At 25.2% G+C, this 20,154-nt stretch carries 17 protein-coding genes and 1 pseudogene; all 18 read right to left on the bottom strand.

What is annotated here, in order from left to right; genetic code table 4:
• Positions 1 to 160: 160 nt before the first annotated feature.
• Positions 161 to 493 (bottom strand): hypothetical protein, encoded by a 333-nt coding sequence (locus ACI2WZ_RS02430; RefSeq protein ID WP_500245163.1) that lies wholly within the window; start codon positions 491 to 493, stop codon positions 161 to 163.
• 11 nt (positions 494 to 504) lie between these two features.
• Positions 505 to 756: a hypothetical protein gene (locus tag ACI2WZ_RS02425; RefSeq protein ID WP_500245162.1), complete on the bottom strand. Its 252-nt coding sequence runs from the start codon at positions 754 to 756 to the stop codon at positions 505 to 507.
• Between the two features lie 41 nt (positions 757 to 797).
• Positions 798 to 1,067, bottom strand: coding sequence for a hypothetical protein (locus ACI2WZ_RS02420; protein WP_500245161.1), 270 nt, complete (start codon positions 1,065 to 1,067; stop codon positions 798 to 800).
• 74 nt (positions 1,068 to 1,141) lie between these two features.
• On the bottom strand, positions 1,142 to 2,515 hold the full coding sequence (locus ACI2WZ_RS02415; protein WP_500245160.1) for a hypothetical protein: 1,374 nt from the start codon (positions 2,513 to 2,515) through the stop codon (positions 1,142 to 1,144).
• Positions 2,516 to 2,574: 59 nt separating this feature from the next.
• Complete coding sequence (locus ACI2WZ_RS02410) at positions 2,575 to 2,739, bottom strand: IS3 family transposase (protein ID WP_500245159.1); 165 nt, start codon at positions 2,737 to 2,739, stop codon at positions 2,575 to 2,577.
• 19 nt (positions 2,740 to 2,758) lie between these two features.
• Positions 2,759 to 3,055 (bottom strand): annotated as a pseudogene (locus tag ACI2WZ_RS02405) (DDE-type integrase/transposase/recombinase); the annotation flags it as partial.
• Positions 3,056 to 3,420: 365 nt separating this feature from the next.
• Positions 3,421 to 3,771: a helix-turn-helix domain-containing protein gene (locus tag ACI2WZ_RS02400; RefSeq protein ID WP_500245158.1), complete on the bottom strand. Its 351-nt coding sequence runs from the start codon at positions 3,769 to 3,771 to the stop codon at positions 3,421 to 3,423.
• Positions 3,772 to 4,169: 398 nt separating this feature from the next.
• On the bottom strand, positions 4,170 to 5,999 hold the full coding sequence (locus tag ACI2WZ_RS02395) for a hypothetical protein (RefSeq protein ID WP_500245157.1): 1,830 nt from the start codon (positions 5,997 to 5,999) through the stop codon (positions 4,170 to 4,172).
• Between the two features lie 268 nt (positions 6,000 to 6,267).
• On the bottom strand, positions 6,268 to 6,735 hold the full coding sequence (locus ACI2WZ_RS02390) for a hypothetical protein (RefSeq protein WP_500245156.1): 468 nt from the start codon (positions 6,733 to 6,735) through the stop codon (positions 6,268 to 6,270).
• A 430-nt stretch (positions 6,736 to 7,165) separates the two neighbouring features.
• Positions 7,166 to 8,977: a lipoprotein gene (locus tag ACI2WZ_RS02385; protein ID WP_500245155.1), complete on the bottom strand. Its 1,812-nt coding sequence runs from the start codon at positions 8,975 to 8,977 to the stop codon at positions 7,166 to 7,168.
• A 436-nt stretch (positions 8,978 to 9,413) separates the two neighbouring features.
• Positions 9,414 to 9,566 carry a hypothetical protein gene (locus ACI2WZ_RS02380; protein ID WP_500245154.1) on the bottom strand — a complete coding sequence of 51 codons (153 nt, stop codon included), beginning with the start codon at positions 9,564 to 9,566 and terminating at the stop codon, positions 9,414 to 9,416.
• A 75-nt stretch (positions 9,567 to 9,641) separates the two neighbouring features.
• On the bottom strand, positions 9,642 to 10,454 hold the full coding sequence (locus tag ACI2WZ_RS02375) for a hypothetical protein (protein WP_500245153.1): 813 nt from the start codon (positions 10,452 to 10,454) through the stop codon (positions 9,642 to 9,644).
• Positions 10,455 to 10,476: 22 nt separating this feature from the next.
• The gene (locus ACI2WZ_RS02370; protein ID WP_500245152.1) at positions 10,477 to 11,379 is read right to left on the bottom strand and encodes a hypothetical protein; all 903 of its coding nucleotides are present in this window, start codon (positions 11,377 to 11,379) and stop codon (positions 10,477 to 10,479) included.
• Positions 11,373 to 12,812 carry a Z1 domain-containing protein gene (locus tag ACI2WZ_RS02365; RefSeq protein WP_500245151.1) on the bottom strand — a complete coding sequence of 480 codons (1,440 nt, stop codon included), beginning with the start codon at positions 12,810 to 12,812 and terminating at the stop codon, positions 11,373 to 11,375. Before ACI2WZ_RS02365 ends, ACI2WZ_RS02370 begins: the two co-directional genes overlap by 7 nt.
• Positions 12,805 to 14,622 (bottom strand): ATP-binding protein, encoded by a 1,818-nt coding sequence (locus ACI2WZ_RS02360; protein ID WP_500245150.1) that lies wholly within the window; start codon positions 14,620 to 14,622, stop codon positions 12,805 to 12,807. The genes ACI2WZ_RS02365 and ACI2WZ_RS02360 overlap by 8 nt, the downstream gene beginning before the upstream one ends.
• A gap of 55 nt (positions 14,623 to 14,677) precedes the next feature.
• Positions 14,678 to 15,943, bottom strand: a complete 1,266-nt coding sequence (locus ACI2WZ_RS02355) for a DNA cytosine methyltransferase (protein ID WP_500245149.1) — start codon at positions 15,941 to 15,943, stop codon at positions 14,678 to 14,680.
• 445 nt (positions 15,944 to 16,388) lie between these two features.
• Positions 16,389 to 18,278, bottom strand: a complete 1,890-nt coding sequence (locus tag ACI2WZ_RS02350) for a DNA/RNA helicase domain-containing protein (RefSeq protein ID WP_500245148.1) — start codon at positions 18,276 to 18,278, stop codon at positions 16,389 to 16,391.
• A 154-nt stretch (positions 18,279 to 18,432) separates the two neighbouring features.
• Positions 18,433 to 20,154, bottom strand: a complete 1,722-nt coding sequence (gene aspS, locus ACI2WZ_RS02345) for an aspartate--tRNA ligase (RefSeq protein WP_500245147.1) — start codon at positions 20,152 to 20,154, stop codon at positions 18,433 to 18,435.

The raw sequence follows: 20,154 nt of genomic DNA, 5'->3' as shown, positions 1-20,154 counted from the left end.
TATGATGAATTAAGAATACAAATCTAACATGTTAAATCTTGAAACGTTCATATCAAGCAGAACTTTAATAAAAAATGCCTCAACATAGTCAAGTAAATATATTTTGTTTTAAAATAAGAAGTATTTAATTCTATTTTTAGATTTGTACCATCAACTCCAACTACATTAGGAGTATTGTAATTCATTTCAATCAAATCATCTCTAACATAAGAGTTATGTTTTTTAGATTCATTGAAATAACTTGATTTTTTGTAATTGTCCCTATTAAATGAGTTTTAAATACCTCAGGTTTTTCTCTTTTGATTAGGTTAATCATTTTTTCAGAGACTCTTTTATTCTTATTAACAAAAATTCATTTCCTTATTAAAAGAGAACCTGTTTTTAAATCATTATTTGCTTCTTTAAAATCTTTTACTAAGTCTACTGCATTTTCAAAGCTTTCATTTTCATAGCTATTAATAGTTGGAATCTTTAGCTTGAATTTGTATAACAAAATAGGGTTTTCTAATTTAATCTTGTTTTAAATTTCGAATATGTATTTTTATGAACTTTAAAATAATTTATTAACCTATTAGTTCTCATACCATAATTAGCAACTAAATAATATATTTGAGAGCATGCATAATATTTATAAGCTTTTGTTGCCATTATCATTATCTTTTCCTTCTTGCTCATTTTCAATAAATTCATCAATATTGTTGCCGTGCAAGAAGGAATGGACTTTTCCAATATTTCTTTACTCGCTATTGCTAACAATTTTTTTTCTATCTCAAACTTTAAGTTTTTTTCTAATTATTTTATTCAGTCATTAAGTATTTTATTTTCCTTATTTTTTTAAGTTCCTTAGAAATAAAATCTTTTTTTAACTTTTTACTCATCAATTTAACCTCTTTGCAATCCTTATATATACTATAAGAATAACAAGATTTTGAGGAATTATATCAGATTCTTATTAATTGCGATCCTGCTTTAATATTTAAATCATTAGCTATTTTGTCTATATTTTCACCGTTTTTGTACCTTTTTACGGCCTCAGTTTTTATATTCTTATCATAAATTTGGGGCATTATTTCCTTTCTATCAAAAAAACCAGTAATATTGTACTGGTTTACTTAGCTTCCTTTTTGCTGATTTTATTTAGTTATAATTTAATAGTTTTTTTATATTTTAGATAACCAATATACCACAAAATAATCATTGATATAAAGTACATAAAGTACAAGTAAATATAATTTACAAACTCAATGGTTTGTTCTTCTAAATTTTCAAGTTTTACTGGTCCTTCCTCATTAGAAGTATCAATAAAATATTTATATTGTAAAGGTGTGGTTGGACTTTCAAATAAATTATTTGGTGAAGTAATTGAAAATTTATCATGATAATATTTATAGTTTTCTCGAAAATAATTACCATATGAAAGTTGTGATAGTTGATTAAATGGGTTGATATGTGTAATTAATTTTATTTTATTTAGTAGCTCTTCACTTGGTGTTAACTTTAAATCTATACCTTTTTTGTAATTTAATTCATAATAGTTATTTCAATAAGTTATTTCAAAAAACATTGAGGAAATAAAATAATATAGGTCAAACTGATCTGGTGTTTTATAATTTATAAGTGTGTTTTTAAAATAACCCTGGTTGATGCTATAATCTATAAAACTATTGGCAGGATATGAAACATTCCCTTTATAGGTCATTATAAATTCAAAATAATTATTTGAAATATCTTTAAGAGCATTTAATATATTTTTGTATTTACTTTCATTTGATAAACTAATAACTTTATTTAATATGTTGTAAATTCTATTATTATTTTTCATTAAATAGTTAAAATTAAGAACAATGGGTCTGAAGTTGTAAGTAAGAGTGTCTTCCATTTTAAACCCATTTAAATTATAGTTAGTAAATTTAGTATAATTTTCATCAAACAACTTATTTAAATAAACTATGAAATCAATATAGTTAGTTCCAAAAGTATCAATTGCCTCTTGTTTATATTTTTCTAGAATATAAACATAATTTCCATATTGATATTGAATGAAATCTGGACTTGTGTAATTATATGCTTTTTTGAAACCTTCAAATATATCAGTAAATATATCATCATTTTTAAATTTATTTATAAAAGAAGTTTGTTTATCATACATAAATGTATTTGCCTGAAAACGATATAGTTCATTAATTTCGCTATATTTAATTCCTCAAACTACCTGCGAAACAGATATTAAAGAAGCTAATATAGAAATTAAAGTAAGTGATATTTTTGCTTTAATTAACAATAATAATATAAATGCTAAAGCAGAAACAATAATTATTAATAAAAACTTATAGGCAAAAAAACTTAAAACTTTTAATTTTGCCTCTATAAAATAGTTACTTATAGAAAGCGTTAATAAGCTTTGGAATATTAAATTAAATATAAGTATTACAATGCATGTAACAAAAAATATAATAAATCTTGAAAAAAAACTTTGAAATACACTAATTCTGAATATATTTTGTAAAGTATACAAAATGTTTTTTATAAAAATACTTCAACCAAGTTTGAAGTATTTTTTTCATAATTTGAAATCTAAATAAGCATATGCTGGGGGCTCTTGTGTTTAATCATTATTCTTTCATAATTGTAAAACTCTATATAATTGTAGATTGCTAATTTCAACTTGAGAAACTCATCCTCCTTTAGTTTTATTTTTCACTCTTCTTTTAATGATGAAAAAAGTTTCACACATCCCATTATCAATAGAATTACCTGTTCTAGATAATGATATTATAATATTATTTTTTTTAGCATAAAGCTTTGCAAATATAGATGTATATTGATTTCCGTTATCAGAATGGATAATAAGTTTTTTAGATAGATCTTGTCTATGAAGCGAAGCTTTCTCAAGCGTTTTTTTGTAAATATCTATGTCATTTTTTAAAGATGCCTCATGACCTACTATGAATCCAGTGTTTGCGTCTTTCAAAACACTTAAATATGCGAATTTTTTATTGAAAGGTATATATGTAATATCTGTAACTCAAAGCTCATTTTTGAATACAAAGACCAATTTATATTAACGTAATTAGGACCATAAGTTATTTTTTTGACTTCTTTTGGTTTTCTATACAACTTTTTTATTCTTATAACTGAATATAAATTGAATAATTTCATTATTATAGCAACTTTAGATTGACTTACCATTATGCCTTTATTATTTAAAATGATTTTTATTCTGGTTGCGCAATAAATTCCATTGTTTATTATGAAGCTTTTTTTATTTTATATGCTAAGTCCATATCTATTTTTGTTTCATAATCCGATTTTTTTTATCACATCAGCGATAATAACTCTCTCTTGTGATATTAAATAATTTACATAAAGAAAGAACCGTGTATTTGTTATTATATTTATCTATAGTTTTGTAATACTTTATTATTTTTTTTCTGAATCCTCCACCAGTTCATTGAACTTTTTTAAAACCTCATTCTCCATTTCTAATCACTTTAATTTTTTATTAAGTTCTGCAATTTTCTTATCTTTTGGATCTTTTGAATTGATTCTAATCATTCCGTTGTGCTTATTGTGTTTTCCAGTTTTTGAAATAAGCGACTCATCACCAAAAACTTCTCAATCTACACACATTCTTCTAACTGTTGAATATGAAATATTGTACATTTTTGATAGGTCTTTATAAGATAAATTTTGATCAAAATGCTTGATAATCAACTCTTTTTTAGTCTCAAAATTTAGGATGTTTGATTTGTTTCCTTTTAAATTAGCCATATAATAAATTCTCCTTGTATAATTTTATGTTTTTTTAACATAATGTATACATAGAGAATTATATTCATTTACTTTTGAGGTTATGTTTTTTTTATAAAAATCTTCTATGTATTTTAAATTTAATTATTTTTTAGTTTTTTTTCTTATAAATAACCATCGAACTAACATCTTCGTATTTGACTTTTCTATCTTTATCAATCTTTTATTAGGCTGAATAATATGAAAATTTTAAGACATCTTGCAAGCTATTTTAAAAGACTTTGGAAATATTTTAAATACCTAAGAAATTTTAGGTATTGTGCCAATTAATCAATTTGTAATAAAAAATAAAAAACTACTTTTTATTTTAATGTAAAGAAAAGTAGTTTTTTAAAATGTAATTAAAGCTTTTTCAGAAATTATTTTTCTATTATTGTTAATCCAGTGGTATATGCTCAAATACCATCAATTGTAAAATTAATATTTAGAAAATCTAAACTGAAGTTAATGTCAACAGCTTTTTCACCATTAGTATAAATTTGGTGAATGAACAACCCGCTATTATTGATAAAAATTACAACATCAAATGCCTCTCTTAAAAATTGTCAATTAAAAGTTGATTGATTTCCTTCTAATAATAATTTATCCAAATATTCTTTTTGAGTAGGTAGTTTTAATGACAATGATTTATTTAATTCCCTTCTATACTGATTATCTTGTGCCCTAAATAAATCTCATAAATTAGTTATTATTCCAGGTGTAGAACCTGTAAATGCTGACATTGCTCTTTCATTTTTGGGGCTTTTAATTCCAAAGGTTTTATGAAATGACTCAATACCATTCAATGTATTATAGTATACAGATGACAAAGTTTTTGATGTATCTATTGAAGCGAATCGAGTATCATCTCAGTTTTTATCATCAAGATCAACTGCATATCCTGTTAAAATTCTAAACTCAGGTAGTTCTTGAGAATAATCATTACCAATTTTAAATTGTAGACCTTTTAAGTTGACATATCCTAATTTAGATGTGCAAGATAAATCTTTTGTCAAAAGTTTCTCTTTTTCAGCTTGATCAAAATAATCTAAATTGTTTATAAATGTTTGCAAATCCTCCTTATATTTTTTTAACATAGAAGTTGTTTCACCAGACAAATATTTATATAAAGTAGGTATTTTATTATCATTATTATTTGAAGAATCTGATTTAGGTTCTACATACTCTTTTTTAAAAATGAAATCATATATGTCTTTACCATTATCTTTTTCATCTTTTCATGCATAGGATTTAGGTGATTTATTTTGTAATTTTACAAGATAATCAATTTTTGAGAAAGTATCTATGTTAGAAGCAAACGATAGGTCAAGTCTTTGAATAAATTCATTATTTTTTGTTGAGCTTAGATCATTTTTGATAAATGTTAGCAAATCATTTTTAAAAGACTCATTATTGAAATAACTTGCAACAAGAGAATCCTTATTGAAAAATTTATCTTTTTTAGAATCTAACCCCAAAGCTGATGCATCTAATAATGAATTTTTCTTTGTTTTATTAGATTCAATGAAGTACTTATTTTTTAATTCTTTTATTGTAGTTTCACCAAAATATTTTATAGCTTCATCATTAGTTAGCGAATAAATAAACGAACCATCAATTTTATGTTCCTCTAAAACACCCTCTTTATCTTTGTAATTAATAACTAAAGCGAAATTAAGTTTAACATTTGATGCAAACCCCTTTTCCTTATTTTCCGATGTGCTTGTATCTCTTTCATAATTTTTGTAAGTTATGTTCAAAGTATTCCAACTTATTTCTAATTTATCAAATAAATTATCAACACCATCTAAAATAATGTTGTACTTTGTATCATTCTTGATAGTGTTAAGTTTACTTTTTATATCTTGGATAAATAATTTATTATTTAAGTCTACTAATAAACTATTCTTATTTTCTTTATTTAATGTATTTTCTTTACCTGCAAAAGTTGTAATATTTGATTTATTCAAAAATTTATTTCTATTTTCATCTTTTGTAAGTTCAATTAGTTTTTCATTAGCTTTCATTAATTCGCTAGACACCATTGAATTAACTTCTCTTTTGAATTCTTCGATTGTTTTTAAATAATCTTTATCCTCTATTGGATTAACTGGTTTATTTGCAGTATTTTTTGTGCTGCAAGATAAAGTTGTTAATGAGGGAATTGTTGCTAAAGAAATTGTTGCTAAAATGTTTAATAACTTTTTCATACTTATGTTTCCTTTCATGATTTCCTTTTTCATAGTAACAAAAAAAAAAAAAAAAACAACTTTTGAAAGACAAGTTAAAAAGTTTAACAACTTATAAGTTAGTTACATTATCTTTAAAGGTAGGTTTTATAGGCCTTATATTTAACAATCAAAATGAAAGAAATATTTTTAAGTTGGACTTTTATATTAAAAAATCAACAAATGATGAATATTATTTTCAATAAAATAAAAAACCATTTATTAAATGGTTTTACAGAAAAAAGATAAATTATCAGTTATGATAATCATCATTTGCAACATGTTTATTATTTTTTTTGATAAATTCTTCTCTTGAAGATGAATCAGAATCTCAAGAACTTTGTTTTTCGGCTTCTAATACTTCGAACTTATAAAAACACTTATTATCTTTGGGTTTATGTCTATCAACTTCAATGAACTCATCAATGATATAAAAAACTTTATCCACTATGTCTTTTTTAAAATCTTTTGCAGCTACTCTAATAGTTCCAGAAACCGTTAGTATTGTTTCTTTTATATTTTCTAACATTTTAAAATATGATGATTTATCATTAAACTCATAAGATATTAAATTTTTAGAAACTAAATAGCGTCTCCCGTATTCTTTTACAAGATTAATCATAAAATCAGTATCATATTTATTATTATAATGGCCCCTGCTAAGTGTCCGACTTGCTAATATCGATCTTTCTGTTTTAGTATTTATTATAACTATCATAATTATGTTTAATGTCAAAACACAACAACCTATGACTAGAATGTTAAAATTTGGTTCATTACCTTATACATTTTCTATAAATATAAAATTGTTTTTCGTATGATGGTAGTAGATTTGATTCATTATATAAGTCATTATCATTAGTGCTTCTTTGTCTAATAAGTACGCTATATAATTTTATTAATGACTATTCGAGAATCTAAAATCATTTTTTTAGAATGCCTTGAATTTTAAATGCATTCAAATAGATATTCTATTATCTTTTAGCCTTTTTTACCATATTTTTTTTAATCCATTAATCCCTATAATAATGTCCTGTTTCTTAGAAAATTATTGAGAATTATAGTTAACTAGCTTTTAAATAATATTTTCTTCCTTAAACAAACAAAAAAACATATCTTGATTATAAAAGATATGTTTTTTAAAGATATTATTTTTTTTCAAATACAGTTGCAGTTCTATTAAATAGAGTTCCGATATCAAATTTAATTTTTACAAAGTCTAATTCAAATTCTAAATTTACTGGTGCATATCTCAAACCATTAGTGAATTCTTTTATAACTATCCCTTTATCATTAAGGGCAAAATAAGCTCTATCACTTTTGCTATAACCAGGATCTTTAAAAGCGAATTTAAAGTCTTTTTGTTCACCATCTTTTAATAATCGAGTTCTATATTCAGCAAGAGCTGGTTCTGAAAGATTAGTGTAATTAGAAACTCAATTCCCATTTCTTGAGTAGTAATTCATATCCCTACCGTTGTTTATTTCTTTAAACTTATCTCACAATGAATTATTAATTCCGTCTGTTTTACCAGTAAATGCAGATAAAGTGTTGCTATCAGTTGGTTTTTGAATTCCATAAACTTTATGGAAGCTTTCAACACCTTTCACAACATTGTGGTATATTGCTGCTAAATTTATTGAAGAATCCATATTCAAATTATCTTTTTCGAATAAATTTTCTTTTCCATCAACACTAAAAGCAGTTAATAAATCAAGATCTGGTAACTCATGAGTATAATTACTAATTTTTAGTGTTAAACCTTTTAAAGTCATATAACCAAGTTTAGAAGAACTTGTAATTTTTATATTTTCAAGTTCGTTACTCTTGTTCGCTGCTTTCAATACATTTTCAACATCCTTTTTATAAGAATCGATCATGCTTTTGTAATTTTTATTAACTCTCTCATATATAGATTTTTCAACATCAATAGAAGAACTACCTAAATTTTTTTTCTCAATTTTAGACTCGTTTTTAAATATATATTTATAAATTTCACCGTCATTTGTTATTCAAGTTCCGTTTTCTTGTTCTTTCATTTTTAAAGATGCATCTCATTTTATGCTTTTAAATATATCTTCATTAGCAGAAAACTCTACTTTAACAGCTTGATTACCTTGATTATCATCTATTTTCTTTAGTTTTCCAATAACATCAGCGGCCATACCTTTATTTACATCATTAATATATTTTGCATATTTATCAGAGTTGTCAGAGAATATTTTATTTTTATCATCATTATCCATTAAATCTGAATTTATAATACTTTTTCCACCACTAAACAAGTAAGTATTTTTGATTTCGTCATACGCAGTTTTACCTCAGTTGATAATGTTCTCATTATTTGACTGAGAATACACGAATTTTAATTTTGTATCATAAGTTTCAGTAGCTAAATCAATACTTTTATAATTTGTAACTATTGAAAAATCGAATACCACATTGGATATGGTAATACTTTCTGTGTTATATTTGATTCTTAAAGTATCTCAATCTATTGAAGTTTCCTTGTATACGTTATCTAAATCTTTTAATAAAATATCATATTCTGAATTTGTTTTTAAACGATTAAGTTCACTTTTGATATTTTCAATATTTATTTTAGACTCTAAATCTTTAGTTAAACTGATTTTTTGCTCATTAGTTAAAGTGGGCTTTTCAGTTTCACCTTTTTGTACATCTTTCAATATATCGTTTTTTAAGAAACTATTCTTAGATGATTGGTCACCTTCTAGTTCAAACATATTTTTGATAGAATCATTAAATTGTTTAGAAATGATGTCATTTACTTCTTTTTTAAATTGTTCGATTAATTTTAAGGTGTTTTGAGTACTATCTGTTGCACCTTCATCACCATTACTATTGTTTGCTTCTTTGTTTTTACTTCCACAAGAAATCATGTAAGTTGTTGGTGAAACCGTTACAGTTAAGCCACCTAATATTGCTAATAATTTTTTCATAATTTTAATTACTCCTTTTATAAAACAATGAAATTATATCAAATAGAAATTAAAAAACAACCTTATTAGTTGTTTTTTTAAAATATTTGTTCATTGATAATTTTTTAAACTAAATTATAGTAGTTTTATCTTATCGTTAAAAAAGTTTGTAAATCAGTGAACAAACCTTATAAACCTAACGATGTTAATTTAACAAGGTATATCTAGTACTAAAAAAAATTTTGCTTATAAAATCTTAAGGAAATTAAAAATAACTTTTGAACAAATAAGAATAATTGTTTATTTAATGTTTATTTTTTATTGTAAATTAAAATTTTGAAAATTCCATTAAAATCCGGATTTACAAATTATAAAAAAGTCTAAAAATAAAAAACTCTAAAGGAAAAATCTGAATTACAATACACCCCAAACAACAAGTTTTTATTAAGATGATAGACTAGATAAAATCTTTTACGTAATCAGCGATATGATAATATTTAATTTCATATTTATCCAAAGCTTTTGAAATATGATCTGAAAACACATATTTTTCATCAGTTATGATTATTTTTTCAACATATTCATTTACTAGAAATTGATATGATAACAATTGACCAATAGCTTTATATACTTCCTTTTGAGATGTTTTAATTTCAAAAATGATATTTTTTTCATTATTATGAGCTTATAAATCTATAACTTGGTTATATTCCATAAAAGTTTTAAAACCTTTCAAAATCATAAAACTATTTAAAAAATTTTGTAATTTATTGTGTTTCACACTTAAATCTCTTTCACGAGTTATTGTTAATAAATCTTGTTCAACAGTACTTAGATTATGTTCATCTATATAATCTAAGAGCTTTTGGTTTGTAGTGTCTTGTTTATAAATATATAAATCACTTAGTGCTTTCTCCAGTAATACATCATCGACAACGTGATCTATCTCTCGTGTTACTCTATTTATTCTCAATGTAACAAAATTATAATTTGTACCATTATATTCTCCGCCAAAAAATCCGCCAAAGATAAAGTTTTCAAACAACTTATCATCATAAGTAATTTTTGGACCATTACGCATAGGACTTTTTTTTCCAAAATTCAATGTGAATTCTTTTCTGTAACCCGCTCTTAGCCCGAATGAAATCGTACCCAATAACGTTTTTTGTTTAAAATTTTCTAGTTTTTCAAAAGAAAAAGCGTTTCCTTGAAATAAACTATTGTGAAATTTAGCTTTTATATAATCTATATGCTGTCAGAATTTATCTATATCAATATAAAATTCACCCACAACTTGAAATACATTTTCTTTTGATAAATTAATAGTTTGGACATTAAAAAAATTCATAAATTTTTCCAACTCATTTTTAGGTAAAGTTGGGGATTTCATATTATTTGTATCTTTATCTTCATTTTTAAACTGTCTTGATTTGTCAACTATCCTTTTAGCATGATATCAAATCATTACATCGCCATCAATAATAAATCTATTGCTCACTTTAATCCACCCCTATTCTAAATTAGATGATTATTTTTATAAACTCTTCTAGCGAGTATTTTTTTACTTTATCAGCTTTAAATTTGTAAGTAATGTCAAAAATACGGCTATCTAAATTTTCTACTTTCAATAACGGTAGATCTGTTTTCTCAAAAACATCTATATGTACATCTTTCAAATTTATTTTGTAATCTAATACCTTCGGAAACTTATCAACAATTGACTCTAATTCCTCTATCTTGTCTTTTAGAAAATCATTTTTTGAATGTCTAAACTTGTCAAGGAAGTATATAAGATTCACACCATTGTCATCTTGTTTGAATGTAACACCTATAATATAGGGATTTTGATTTTTTATTTGATCAAACTTTACTAAGAATTCTTCTTTGTAACTACTGTTTGTTTTAACCTCTAAATATGCATTTTTTTCTTTAATATAAAAATCATATTCCATCAAATCGTTATGATGAAATCAATACTCTGCTGAGTTACTTATTTCCATAGCCTTCTCTAAAAATACAAATTCTCCTAAGTAACCAATTAGTTTTTTTTCTTCCAAAATTCTTTTTTGTTTTTCAAATATCATTTCACATTCTTTAATAATATTGTGTAATGATAATAGTTTGTAATTTTTCTTTATGGATTCGATAATTTTAAATAGATTATTAGTCATTTTAACATCAAGTAAATTTCTATCATTTACTTTTAAAATTTTTATAATTTCTGAATTTAAGATTTTAATTTCCTCTTCAGTTTCTACCTTAGCAATAGTTGAATGATATTCTCAATATTTGTATTTCTCATAAACTTCATTTTTAAAGTTCTTCTCTTCATTTCAATATATAATTAAATACTCGTCTAAATTATTTCTAATCAACTTTAACTTCAATTCTTGATTTTCATTAATAACATCATAATCTAACATTTTTTTACTCCTCCCGTAATATCTATTACATGAAAAATCATATTTTTTAATTCCTCGATAAGTATATTATCTACTATTAATTTGTTATCTATAGCTTCATTTTTCATAAATGTATTTAGTTCTATTATTTCGTTATATGCTTGTATAGAATTTTTAGGCATAAAAATAATCATATATTTATAATAGTCATTACGGTAACCCAACCATCTTGCTCTTTGCGCATGGGTGTCGGCACTTATTTTTCCGTTAGGAACGTTACACATAACCTCCATCAAAAGATTTTTGAATGTAAATCCCCTAGAAATCAAGTCACCGCCTATAATTATTCGATTCTGAGATCCGTCTGAAACATACTCGTTAGTTTCATTATTATTCAATAATATTTGATTTTCTTCTCTCTTTAATTCCTCGTAGATTGATAAAATCTCTTTGTAAAGTAAATCTTCATCAACTATCAAATCGGTTCTTATTCTTAAGAGTTCTAACTCATCCTTAAAGTACTTTTTTCAATTGAAGAAAGATAAATAATTTGATAGTTCTTGAAGACAATCATTTATTAGTAACATTTGAAACTTTTGCTTTTTATTTTCTCTATTAATATTGAAAACTAACTCAAACTTTTTTTTCTCTTCTAGAACATTATATCCCGCATTCATTACTAAGAAATATTTAATCACTCTTATTACGATGTCTCAGATCTCTTTTTCATTTAAATCAGAATTTTTTATATTTTCAATTTCTTTATAGATATAGTTATTTTTCTTAAAAAACTCTAGACCATTATATGTTGATGGTGGTGTCAAAAAATATACAACTTCTGCTTTCAAATCATCACTTAGAGAATTTACAATATTTGCATAAGGGGTGGCAGTAAACATACAATATTTATTAAAATTACTCAAGTTTAAAATTTTTCTAATAGTCGAAAAAACTGCTTTTGCTTCGTTTGTTTTAGATGTATTTACAGAACCAAAATCAGATTCATCATCAATAACTAAAAGTCTTTTGTCTTTTATAGCTGAAACGTTTAACTTTTCAAATAACTTAGTTAAATTAGTTCTTTCCTTCATTGTATTTATAAAAATAGTTTTATTATTTTCTAACAATAAGTCAAAATTACAATCTTCAATATTTTTTTTATCTAAATATACTAATCCATCTTTTTGGGTTTTGGAAGTATTGAACCTTGATTGTGTTTGACTCAATAGTAAATTGGAAGTACCTCCAAATAAAACCACTATATCATATTTATTAGAGAAAAGTGAAATTTCTATCAAACTCAAAATATTTTTAGTTTTACCTGATTGCACATCACCGAAAACTAAAACCTTGTTATTAGTTTCTAGAAGTTGAATTATATTCTTGGGGTCATTAATAGGATATTCTGGTGGCTTGTTTTCAAACCCAAACTCAATTTTAATTTTCTTATTCAACTAAACAAATTCTATTTGATATATAAGAAAAAATATCTGATATTGAGTTTGGGTTATCCACTTCAAAAATGTCAAGGTCATTAAAAATACTTCTCTCATCTTTTTTAAGAACTTCAAATTCTTCTTTTTTCAAAACAACAAAATCTGTTAATGCAATCACAATCGCAAACTTATGCATTTCAATCATAATGTTATCATAGATTTCTTCACCGACAATTGGTGATCATATTGGATGTTTGGAGTTTAAACTTAACACACAACTATCAATGTCTTTTCAAAAAACATCGAACAGTTTATCTTCGTTCTTCATTTTAGTTACTATATTTATTTTTATATTTACTCTTTTAGAATCATCTTTTAAAAGTTTTACTATGTAATTAGCCTCTAAACTTTTATTATCTATCTCAGAAAGTGTCACAATATTTTTATTCATTGAATTATTAAGTTGTTCAGTTATTTTGTTAGATGTTTTATTTGAGACCTTAAGACTTTCATTTTGTGCATTAAAATAAGTTCTAAAAACTAAGTCATATTTTTCTATGTGATTTTTTAAAACTTCGTTAAACTTTAGTCTAGCTTCTTCATCTAATCATTGTATTCCCGACTTGTTTGAAGTTAGGTCTAAATAAATACGGTCGCCATCTTCGTTCTTAGCATCGTATAGATTGTCTAAATTAATATAACCAAATCAACGTCTTTTGTGGTTATTCGAACCACTAATGTCATCATCAAAAATATTTTCAATGTAATTAGACATACCAAGTTCTTTGTTATTAGGTCCAGACATTATGGCTCTATTAGCCTGAAATAAAGTGAAACCGTAATACTTAACATATGTTTGACTAAAACCAAGTATATGCTTGCTAATATCTTTATGAGCTAGTATACCGATTTTACCACTTATTTTTATTCCATTGAGTATTGTTTCATCAATATCTCAAACGAGATTTTCACCTCTCCTTATTTTATTAATAAAATCTTCCTTTGATTCTTCGGAAATTGTTTTAGATAACTGAATTTTATCAATTATATATTTAATAAAATCTTTAATTGATTTTCCAGTTAAAATATCATGTTTTTGTGCTTCTTCTAAAAATATTGAAGTATTATCAAATAAAGGTAAACTTGGTTTTATATTTTCTTTTAAAGTAATCTTGTTCTTTTCTTCTAAATTAACATTAATTGACATACCATTTAATAAATAAAAATAATATTTTGTTCTTAAATTGCTAACCATACTCTCTAATTTAGTTTTAGTCAATTTTCCTTTTCTTAATTTTTCAATCTTTATTCTTGTACCTGACTGACTTTCAAAAGAAGAAGTTACGATTTTACCTTCTACGGTTCCTATATCATATCTAACGACTTGATCATCACTTCTCTTAATTTCATCGATATCAATTATTGTTTTCAAACCTTGATTAGTACTTTTTGAAAAGGTTAAAATACTTAATTTTTTACCTAAGAAAAAACTAGCTTGTTTTAGACCAACTCCATAGATATTTAAAGGTGAATCTTTTGCTTCTTTGTTTTTATCACCAAACTCTAAACATTTATCTAATTGGCTATAATTCATTCCATTAGCATTATCGATTATTTCTAGTCAGCTATTGTTTATGTTGTTCCTATTAATATTAATTTCAATTTTTAACTCACTAACATCACCACTAGGGTTGTGTTTTTGGTTTATATAACTTGAAATTGAATTATCAATTAACTCGCACAACATCAAATAGTCATTAGAAGGAAAACTTGCATACTGTTCCAAAGTAGCATAAGTCATCTTGATTTCTTTACTATTATTTTTCATATATTACTCTCCATTTATTCTATTATAAACAAAAAAATAAAGTTATTTAATAACTTTATTTCAACATTTTTAGGATAGCGGTTGCAATTGCCTTGGCCATTAATGGTGGGACAGCATTACCAATTTGAACAAGTTGTCATTTTTTGGCACCTTCAAATACAAAATCATCAGGAAATGATTGTAGTGCTGCCATTTCCCTTGGAGTTAGAACTCTAGGTAACTTAGGATGAATATTAACACCACCATGATTCTCTTTGATCGTGCATGATGGTTGTTCTCATGGAGATTTTTTTCAGGCATCCGAATAATTTTTGTATAGGGATTTACCTTCTGGAACTTGTGATAATTTTGTTTTCATATTTTGACTATGTTTTGTAAATATATGATTATTTTCTTTTTTTTCTTCCATTTCTAAAAATCTTTCAATTTCTTCACCTAAAGTTTTATAATTTTGTTTTTCTAGAATTGGTTTAGGAAATAAATTAACTTGGTCTAAGCAATTTGCTATAAAAAAAACACGTTTTCTTATTTGTGCTACACCAAAGTCAGCAGAATTGATTGTATGGGCTGAAATTTTATAACCAATGTCTTTGTAGTCGCTTAAGATCTTCTTCTCGACTTTTCCACCAAGTATATTTCTAAGACCCTCAACATTTTCCATAACAACAACTTTTGGCCTTACCCTTTTAACTATTTCAAGCATATCTAAATACAAAGAATTTCTAGGATCAATGAATACTCTATTTCCTGACATGCTAAATCCTTGACATGGAAAACCACCAATAATTAAATCAACCTTGTTTTTTAAAGCATTATTAATAATAAATTCCTTAGTTTCTCTTAATTTAATATCTCTTGTTTCAGTATTTTCATGTGAAAATTTGTTAGAATCTATGAAATTTCGTTTATAAGTATTAACTGCACATTCTAAAATTTCTACATTTCCAACTGGTTCATAACCCGCCATTGCAAAGCCACAACTCATTCCTCCAGCTCCTGAAAATAAATCAATAAATTTTAAGCCATTACGATATTCAGAATTTCATCCATCCTTTTTTGAGAATTCCTTCTTTATATCGATAAACTCATAATCATCATTATATACTTCCTCGTTTAATATCAAATCATTTGAAAAGTCTAGATTATATGGATTCTTACCTTTTTTCCACTCGTTATAATCTCTTTCAGAAACTAATATTGCACCCTTATTACTTTTCTTATGAACTTTTATTTTTTGAGCTGATATTACTCTTCTTATCATTTTGATGCTCTTGTTTTCTCTATTAGAAATTTCTTTTATAGTAAGTAGATTTTCTTCCATATAACCACCGTAATTATTATAAAACAAAACAAAATTTATATAAATAAAAATAATTATATAAATAAAATAAATGTATAAATAAAAATTATTATTAAATGTTTAGAACAGTAATATCGAAAAAATCAAGCTATTCTTAGTTCGTTATTTTTCATTTTTCTCCGAAATAACAATTTCAATATATGTTAGACACAAAGTTTATCCTCTTATTACACTCTACACATAATGTAGTTTAATAAAACGAGTATTCTAAAATATTTGTAATGTTTCACCAAAATATATATGATCAAGTGAAATATCTTAAAGCTTATTTAACAAAAAAAGTATTTTCTAACTTCATACTACTTTTATCAACTTTAACATGATATATGCTTAGAATTGTTTATATGAAACCTTTTTTTATGTGATACTTTACTAAATGTATTTCTTTTTATTCAAATGAAATCATCTAATTTTTGATTTTTTTCTTTAAAAAGGTTGCTAATTTTTTATTTTCACAATAAACATAAGTTCCTTTTATACCTCTAGTAAGTAAAACTTTATAAGTGTTTTTAATAATTTTATCTGCAATTTCTTCTGCATATTCTTTATTAATTTTATGCATTTTTTTTAATCCTTTTAATGACTTATCTGTTTTTGCTCTTGCAAATAAATTTGTTTTGATATCATTATCATAAAATATATCATTACCGATAATTACACCACAATAATCTATTTCCAAGCCTTGACATGTATGAATACAACCGATTTGATCAATTGATGAAGGATTAACCATTCAATAATTGTCTGTACTTAGATTTCACTTCTTTTGAAAATCATCAATGATGATATCATTTACATTTAAATTATTTTTAGATTCTCAATTTCAACAATAACCAGCTACACACCTAGCATTATTATTAGTATTTTTTGCTTTTACAGCATCAAACATTTCTTGAGCATCATCAAATATTCTAAAATCGTAATTATGTAAAAAAGATATATCTATAGGTAGCTCATCACCGTATATTATATGATTAACAAAGTCAATATATTTATCAGCACCAGATGTTCTAAATTGAGTTTTCAACTCAGGAAGTTCTTTAATTAATTTAACATCAATACCCTCTTCATAAGCAGCTCTTTTAATAGTTTCAATTGTTCCTATATCTTCTGTAGTAACAATCTGACGTTCATCTACAAAAAACACAGAAATTAAACTCTCACATATTATTTCTCGTATTTGATTATTATATCCTTGACCTTCTTTAACATATTGTGATTTGCTAATCAACCTATGCGCTTCATCAACAATAGAGGCATCATACTCATTTTTTCTTAAAGATATAAACGATCCAGAACCTTTGAATAAATTAGCAATTCTAGCTTTTGTGTATTTTTTATCACCATTATTATCAATGATTTTTTTCTCGTAAATATTTCTTAGATTTTTGTTTTTTGAAATATAAAGAGAATTCATATCGTATTGTAGACATTTAGATAGTAAACGTAATGCAATCACTGTTTTGCCAGTTCCAGGACCACCAGGTAAAATTAATACTCGTTTTTTCTTATCATTTTTAGATTTTCTAATATAAGAAAGAATTTTCTCAAAAACTATTTTTTGATCATCTAATAACGTAAATATCTCATCTCCATCAATTATGTTTTTTACAAACTCCTGAAGGGACTTTCCTGGTCTAATTTGCCCTTCATCTATGTCTGTTATCAATTGACCTTCATCACCCTTACAAATTAATTGTTTTATATACTCTTTAAGCTTTTTTTTATCTTTTTTAAAAAATAAAGGTGCTTTTTCAATATATTCTTGATACTCATCTGCAATTATATCGGGATAATTATCTATATCATAATTATGCAAAAAAGCACAAGTGTTAATACCTATATCATTGTTTGAGTAAACAACTTCTGAATAATCTTTTAAAAATACTCCATATGAGTGTGCTTGATAAGAAGGATGAGTTGTATCACGATATGATTTACTTAGAAAAGTTCTCACAATCATATCTTGTTCTTGTACTTTTTCACATTTCTCTCATTGCTTTAATTCAATAATAATCAAGTTTCTTTTATTTTCATTGATTCCTGTTATTATGAAATCTATTCTTTTTGAAGTTCTTGGTAAGTTATATTCTAAAGCAATTCCAATATTGTCATCAATTTCTTTATCACTTAAAACAAGAGCCATATCTTTTAGAGAATTATCTCAACTTCTCATTTCTCCTTGGGAAGTTGATCTATTCAATCTGAATTTAATCTCATTTTCTAATTTTTCCGTTAACTCACCAGAATAAATATCTTCTAAAAAACCAGCTTTATTCGTTTTATAAATTATCATTCAAATACCCCTTTTTTATCTTTTTAATATTATAATGGTTTAAAAAATAATTGAGAGTTTACCTTAAAAAAAATAATACTAAAAAAACACCTTGTTTTTAAAAAAGACTACAAGAGAATTCTTGTTGTCTTTTTAAAACTAGACGTTTTATTAGTTATTTAGCTATCTTAATTGATAACTCTTTAAGTTGTGTTTCAGTTACTATATCAGGTGCATTTGTCATCGGGTCAATACCAGAAGAGTTTTTTGGAAATGCAATAACTTCACGAATATTTGGTGCACCAGTTAATATCATTGTTATTCTGTCTAAACCTAGAGCACACCCAGCATGATAAGGAGCCCCATAATTATAGGCATTTACAAATCAACCAAAATTATCTTTAATTTGGTTTTCAGTTAACCCGATAGCATCAAACATTCGTTTTTGAATAGTTTGATCAGTAATTCTTTGACTTCCACCACCAATTTCAAAACCATTAAGAACTATATCATATGCTTTTGCAAAAGCTTTTTCTTTATTTATGTCAAAATCTTCTAAACAATTTTCTGATGGCATTGTAAATGGATGATGAGCAGCAACATAACGGTTCTCTTCTTCAGAAAAATCAAATAACGGAAAATCAACAACCCATAAGAATTTCAATTCATTTGGGTCTAAGATATTTAATAAGCTTGCGACTGTGTTTCTTACAGCACTAAGTGCTTTACTTGCACGATAATATTCATCAACTACAAATAGAATTGTACTTTTTTCTTTAATATCAAACTCTTTGATTAATGCTTGTTTTTCTGCATCATTCAATTTTGAACCAATTGAACCAGATCATTCATTTTGATCAAATTTAGCAAAGGCTAAAATATTCACGCTATTTTGCTTAGCTACTTCGCTTAATGTTTCTAAATCTTTTTTAGTTAAAAGTGTGTCAACACAAATCGCTCTAATTTTTTTATCTTCAAGATTAGAAAATAAAGGTATTTCTGTATTATTAAATATATTATTTAAAGTGTGAATTTCGTATCCAAAACGAATATCAGGTTTATCATTTCCATATTTTTCCATAGCTTCTTGGTAAGTTAGGCGTAAAAAACTACCTTTTATGTCAATGCCTTTTAAATCTAATACTAGTTTTTTCAATAAACTTTCAATTGTTTGCATAACATCTTCTTGTTCTGCAAAAGCCATTTCCATATCCAATTGAGTGAACTCTAATTGACGATCAATTCTTAAATCTTCATCTCTAAAACATTTAACTATTTGAAAGTAACGATCTAACCCTGCAATCATGAATAATTGTTTATATAATTGTGGAGATTGTGGTAGAGCATAAAATTTACCGGGATTTAATCTTGAAGGAACCAAAAAGTCTCTAGCACCTTCTGGTGTAGACTTACCAAATATTGGTGTTTCAATCTCGATAAAATCGTTATTTACAAAATAATTACGAATAATATTATTAATTTTACTTCTTGTTACTAAAATATTTTGCATTTCAGGGCGACGCAAGTCTAAATAACGATAAGTTAATCTTGTGTCTTCTTGTGAGTCAATGTTGTTTTTAATCTCAAAAGGAGTTAATTCTGATTTATTAATTAACTCAATTTTATTTACTTTAACTTCAATTTCACCAGTGATTAAGTCTGCGTTTTTTGATTTTCTTTCAATAACAACTCCCGAAACTCTAACAACATATTCAGGTTTCAAAAACTCTAAACTCATATTTTCATCTACCACTAATTGTGTAATACCATAACGATCCCTTAAATCCACAAAATTTAATGCTCCCATTTTACGAACTTTGGCAACTCATCCTTCAAGAACGACATTTTGGTTAATTTCCTTAATTGTTAATTGACCACAGGTGTGACTTCTTCTCAT

The organism is Spiroplasma endosymbiont of Megachile willughbiella (genome assembly GCF_964273395.1).
In the GTDB taxonomy this organism is placed as follows: Bacteria; Bacillota_I; Bacilli_A; order Mycoplasmatales; family Mycoplasmataceae; genus Spiroplasma_A; species Spiroplasma_A apis.
The sequence above is the reverse complement of the archived record's forward strand: the minus strand, read 5'-3'. Positions and strand labels throughout refer to the sequence as shown.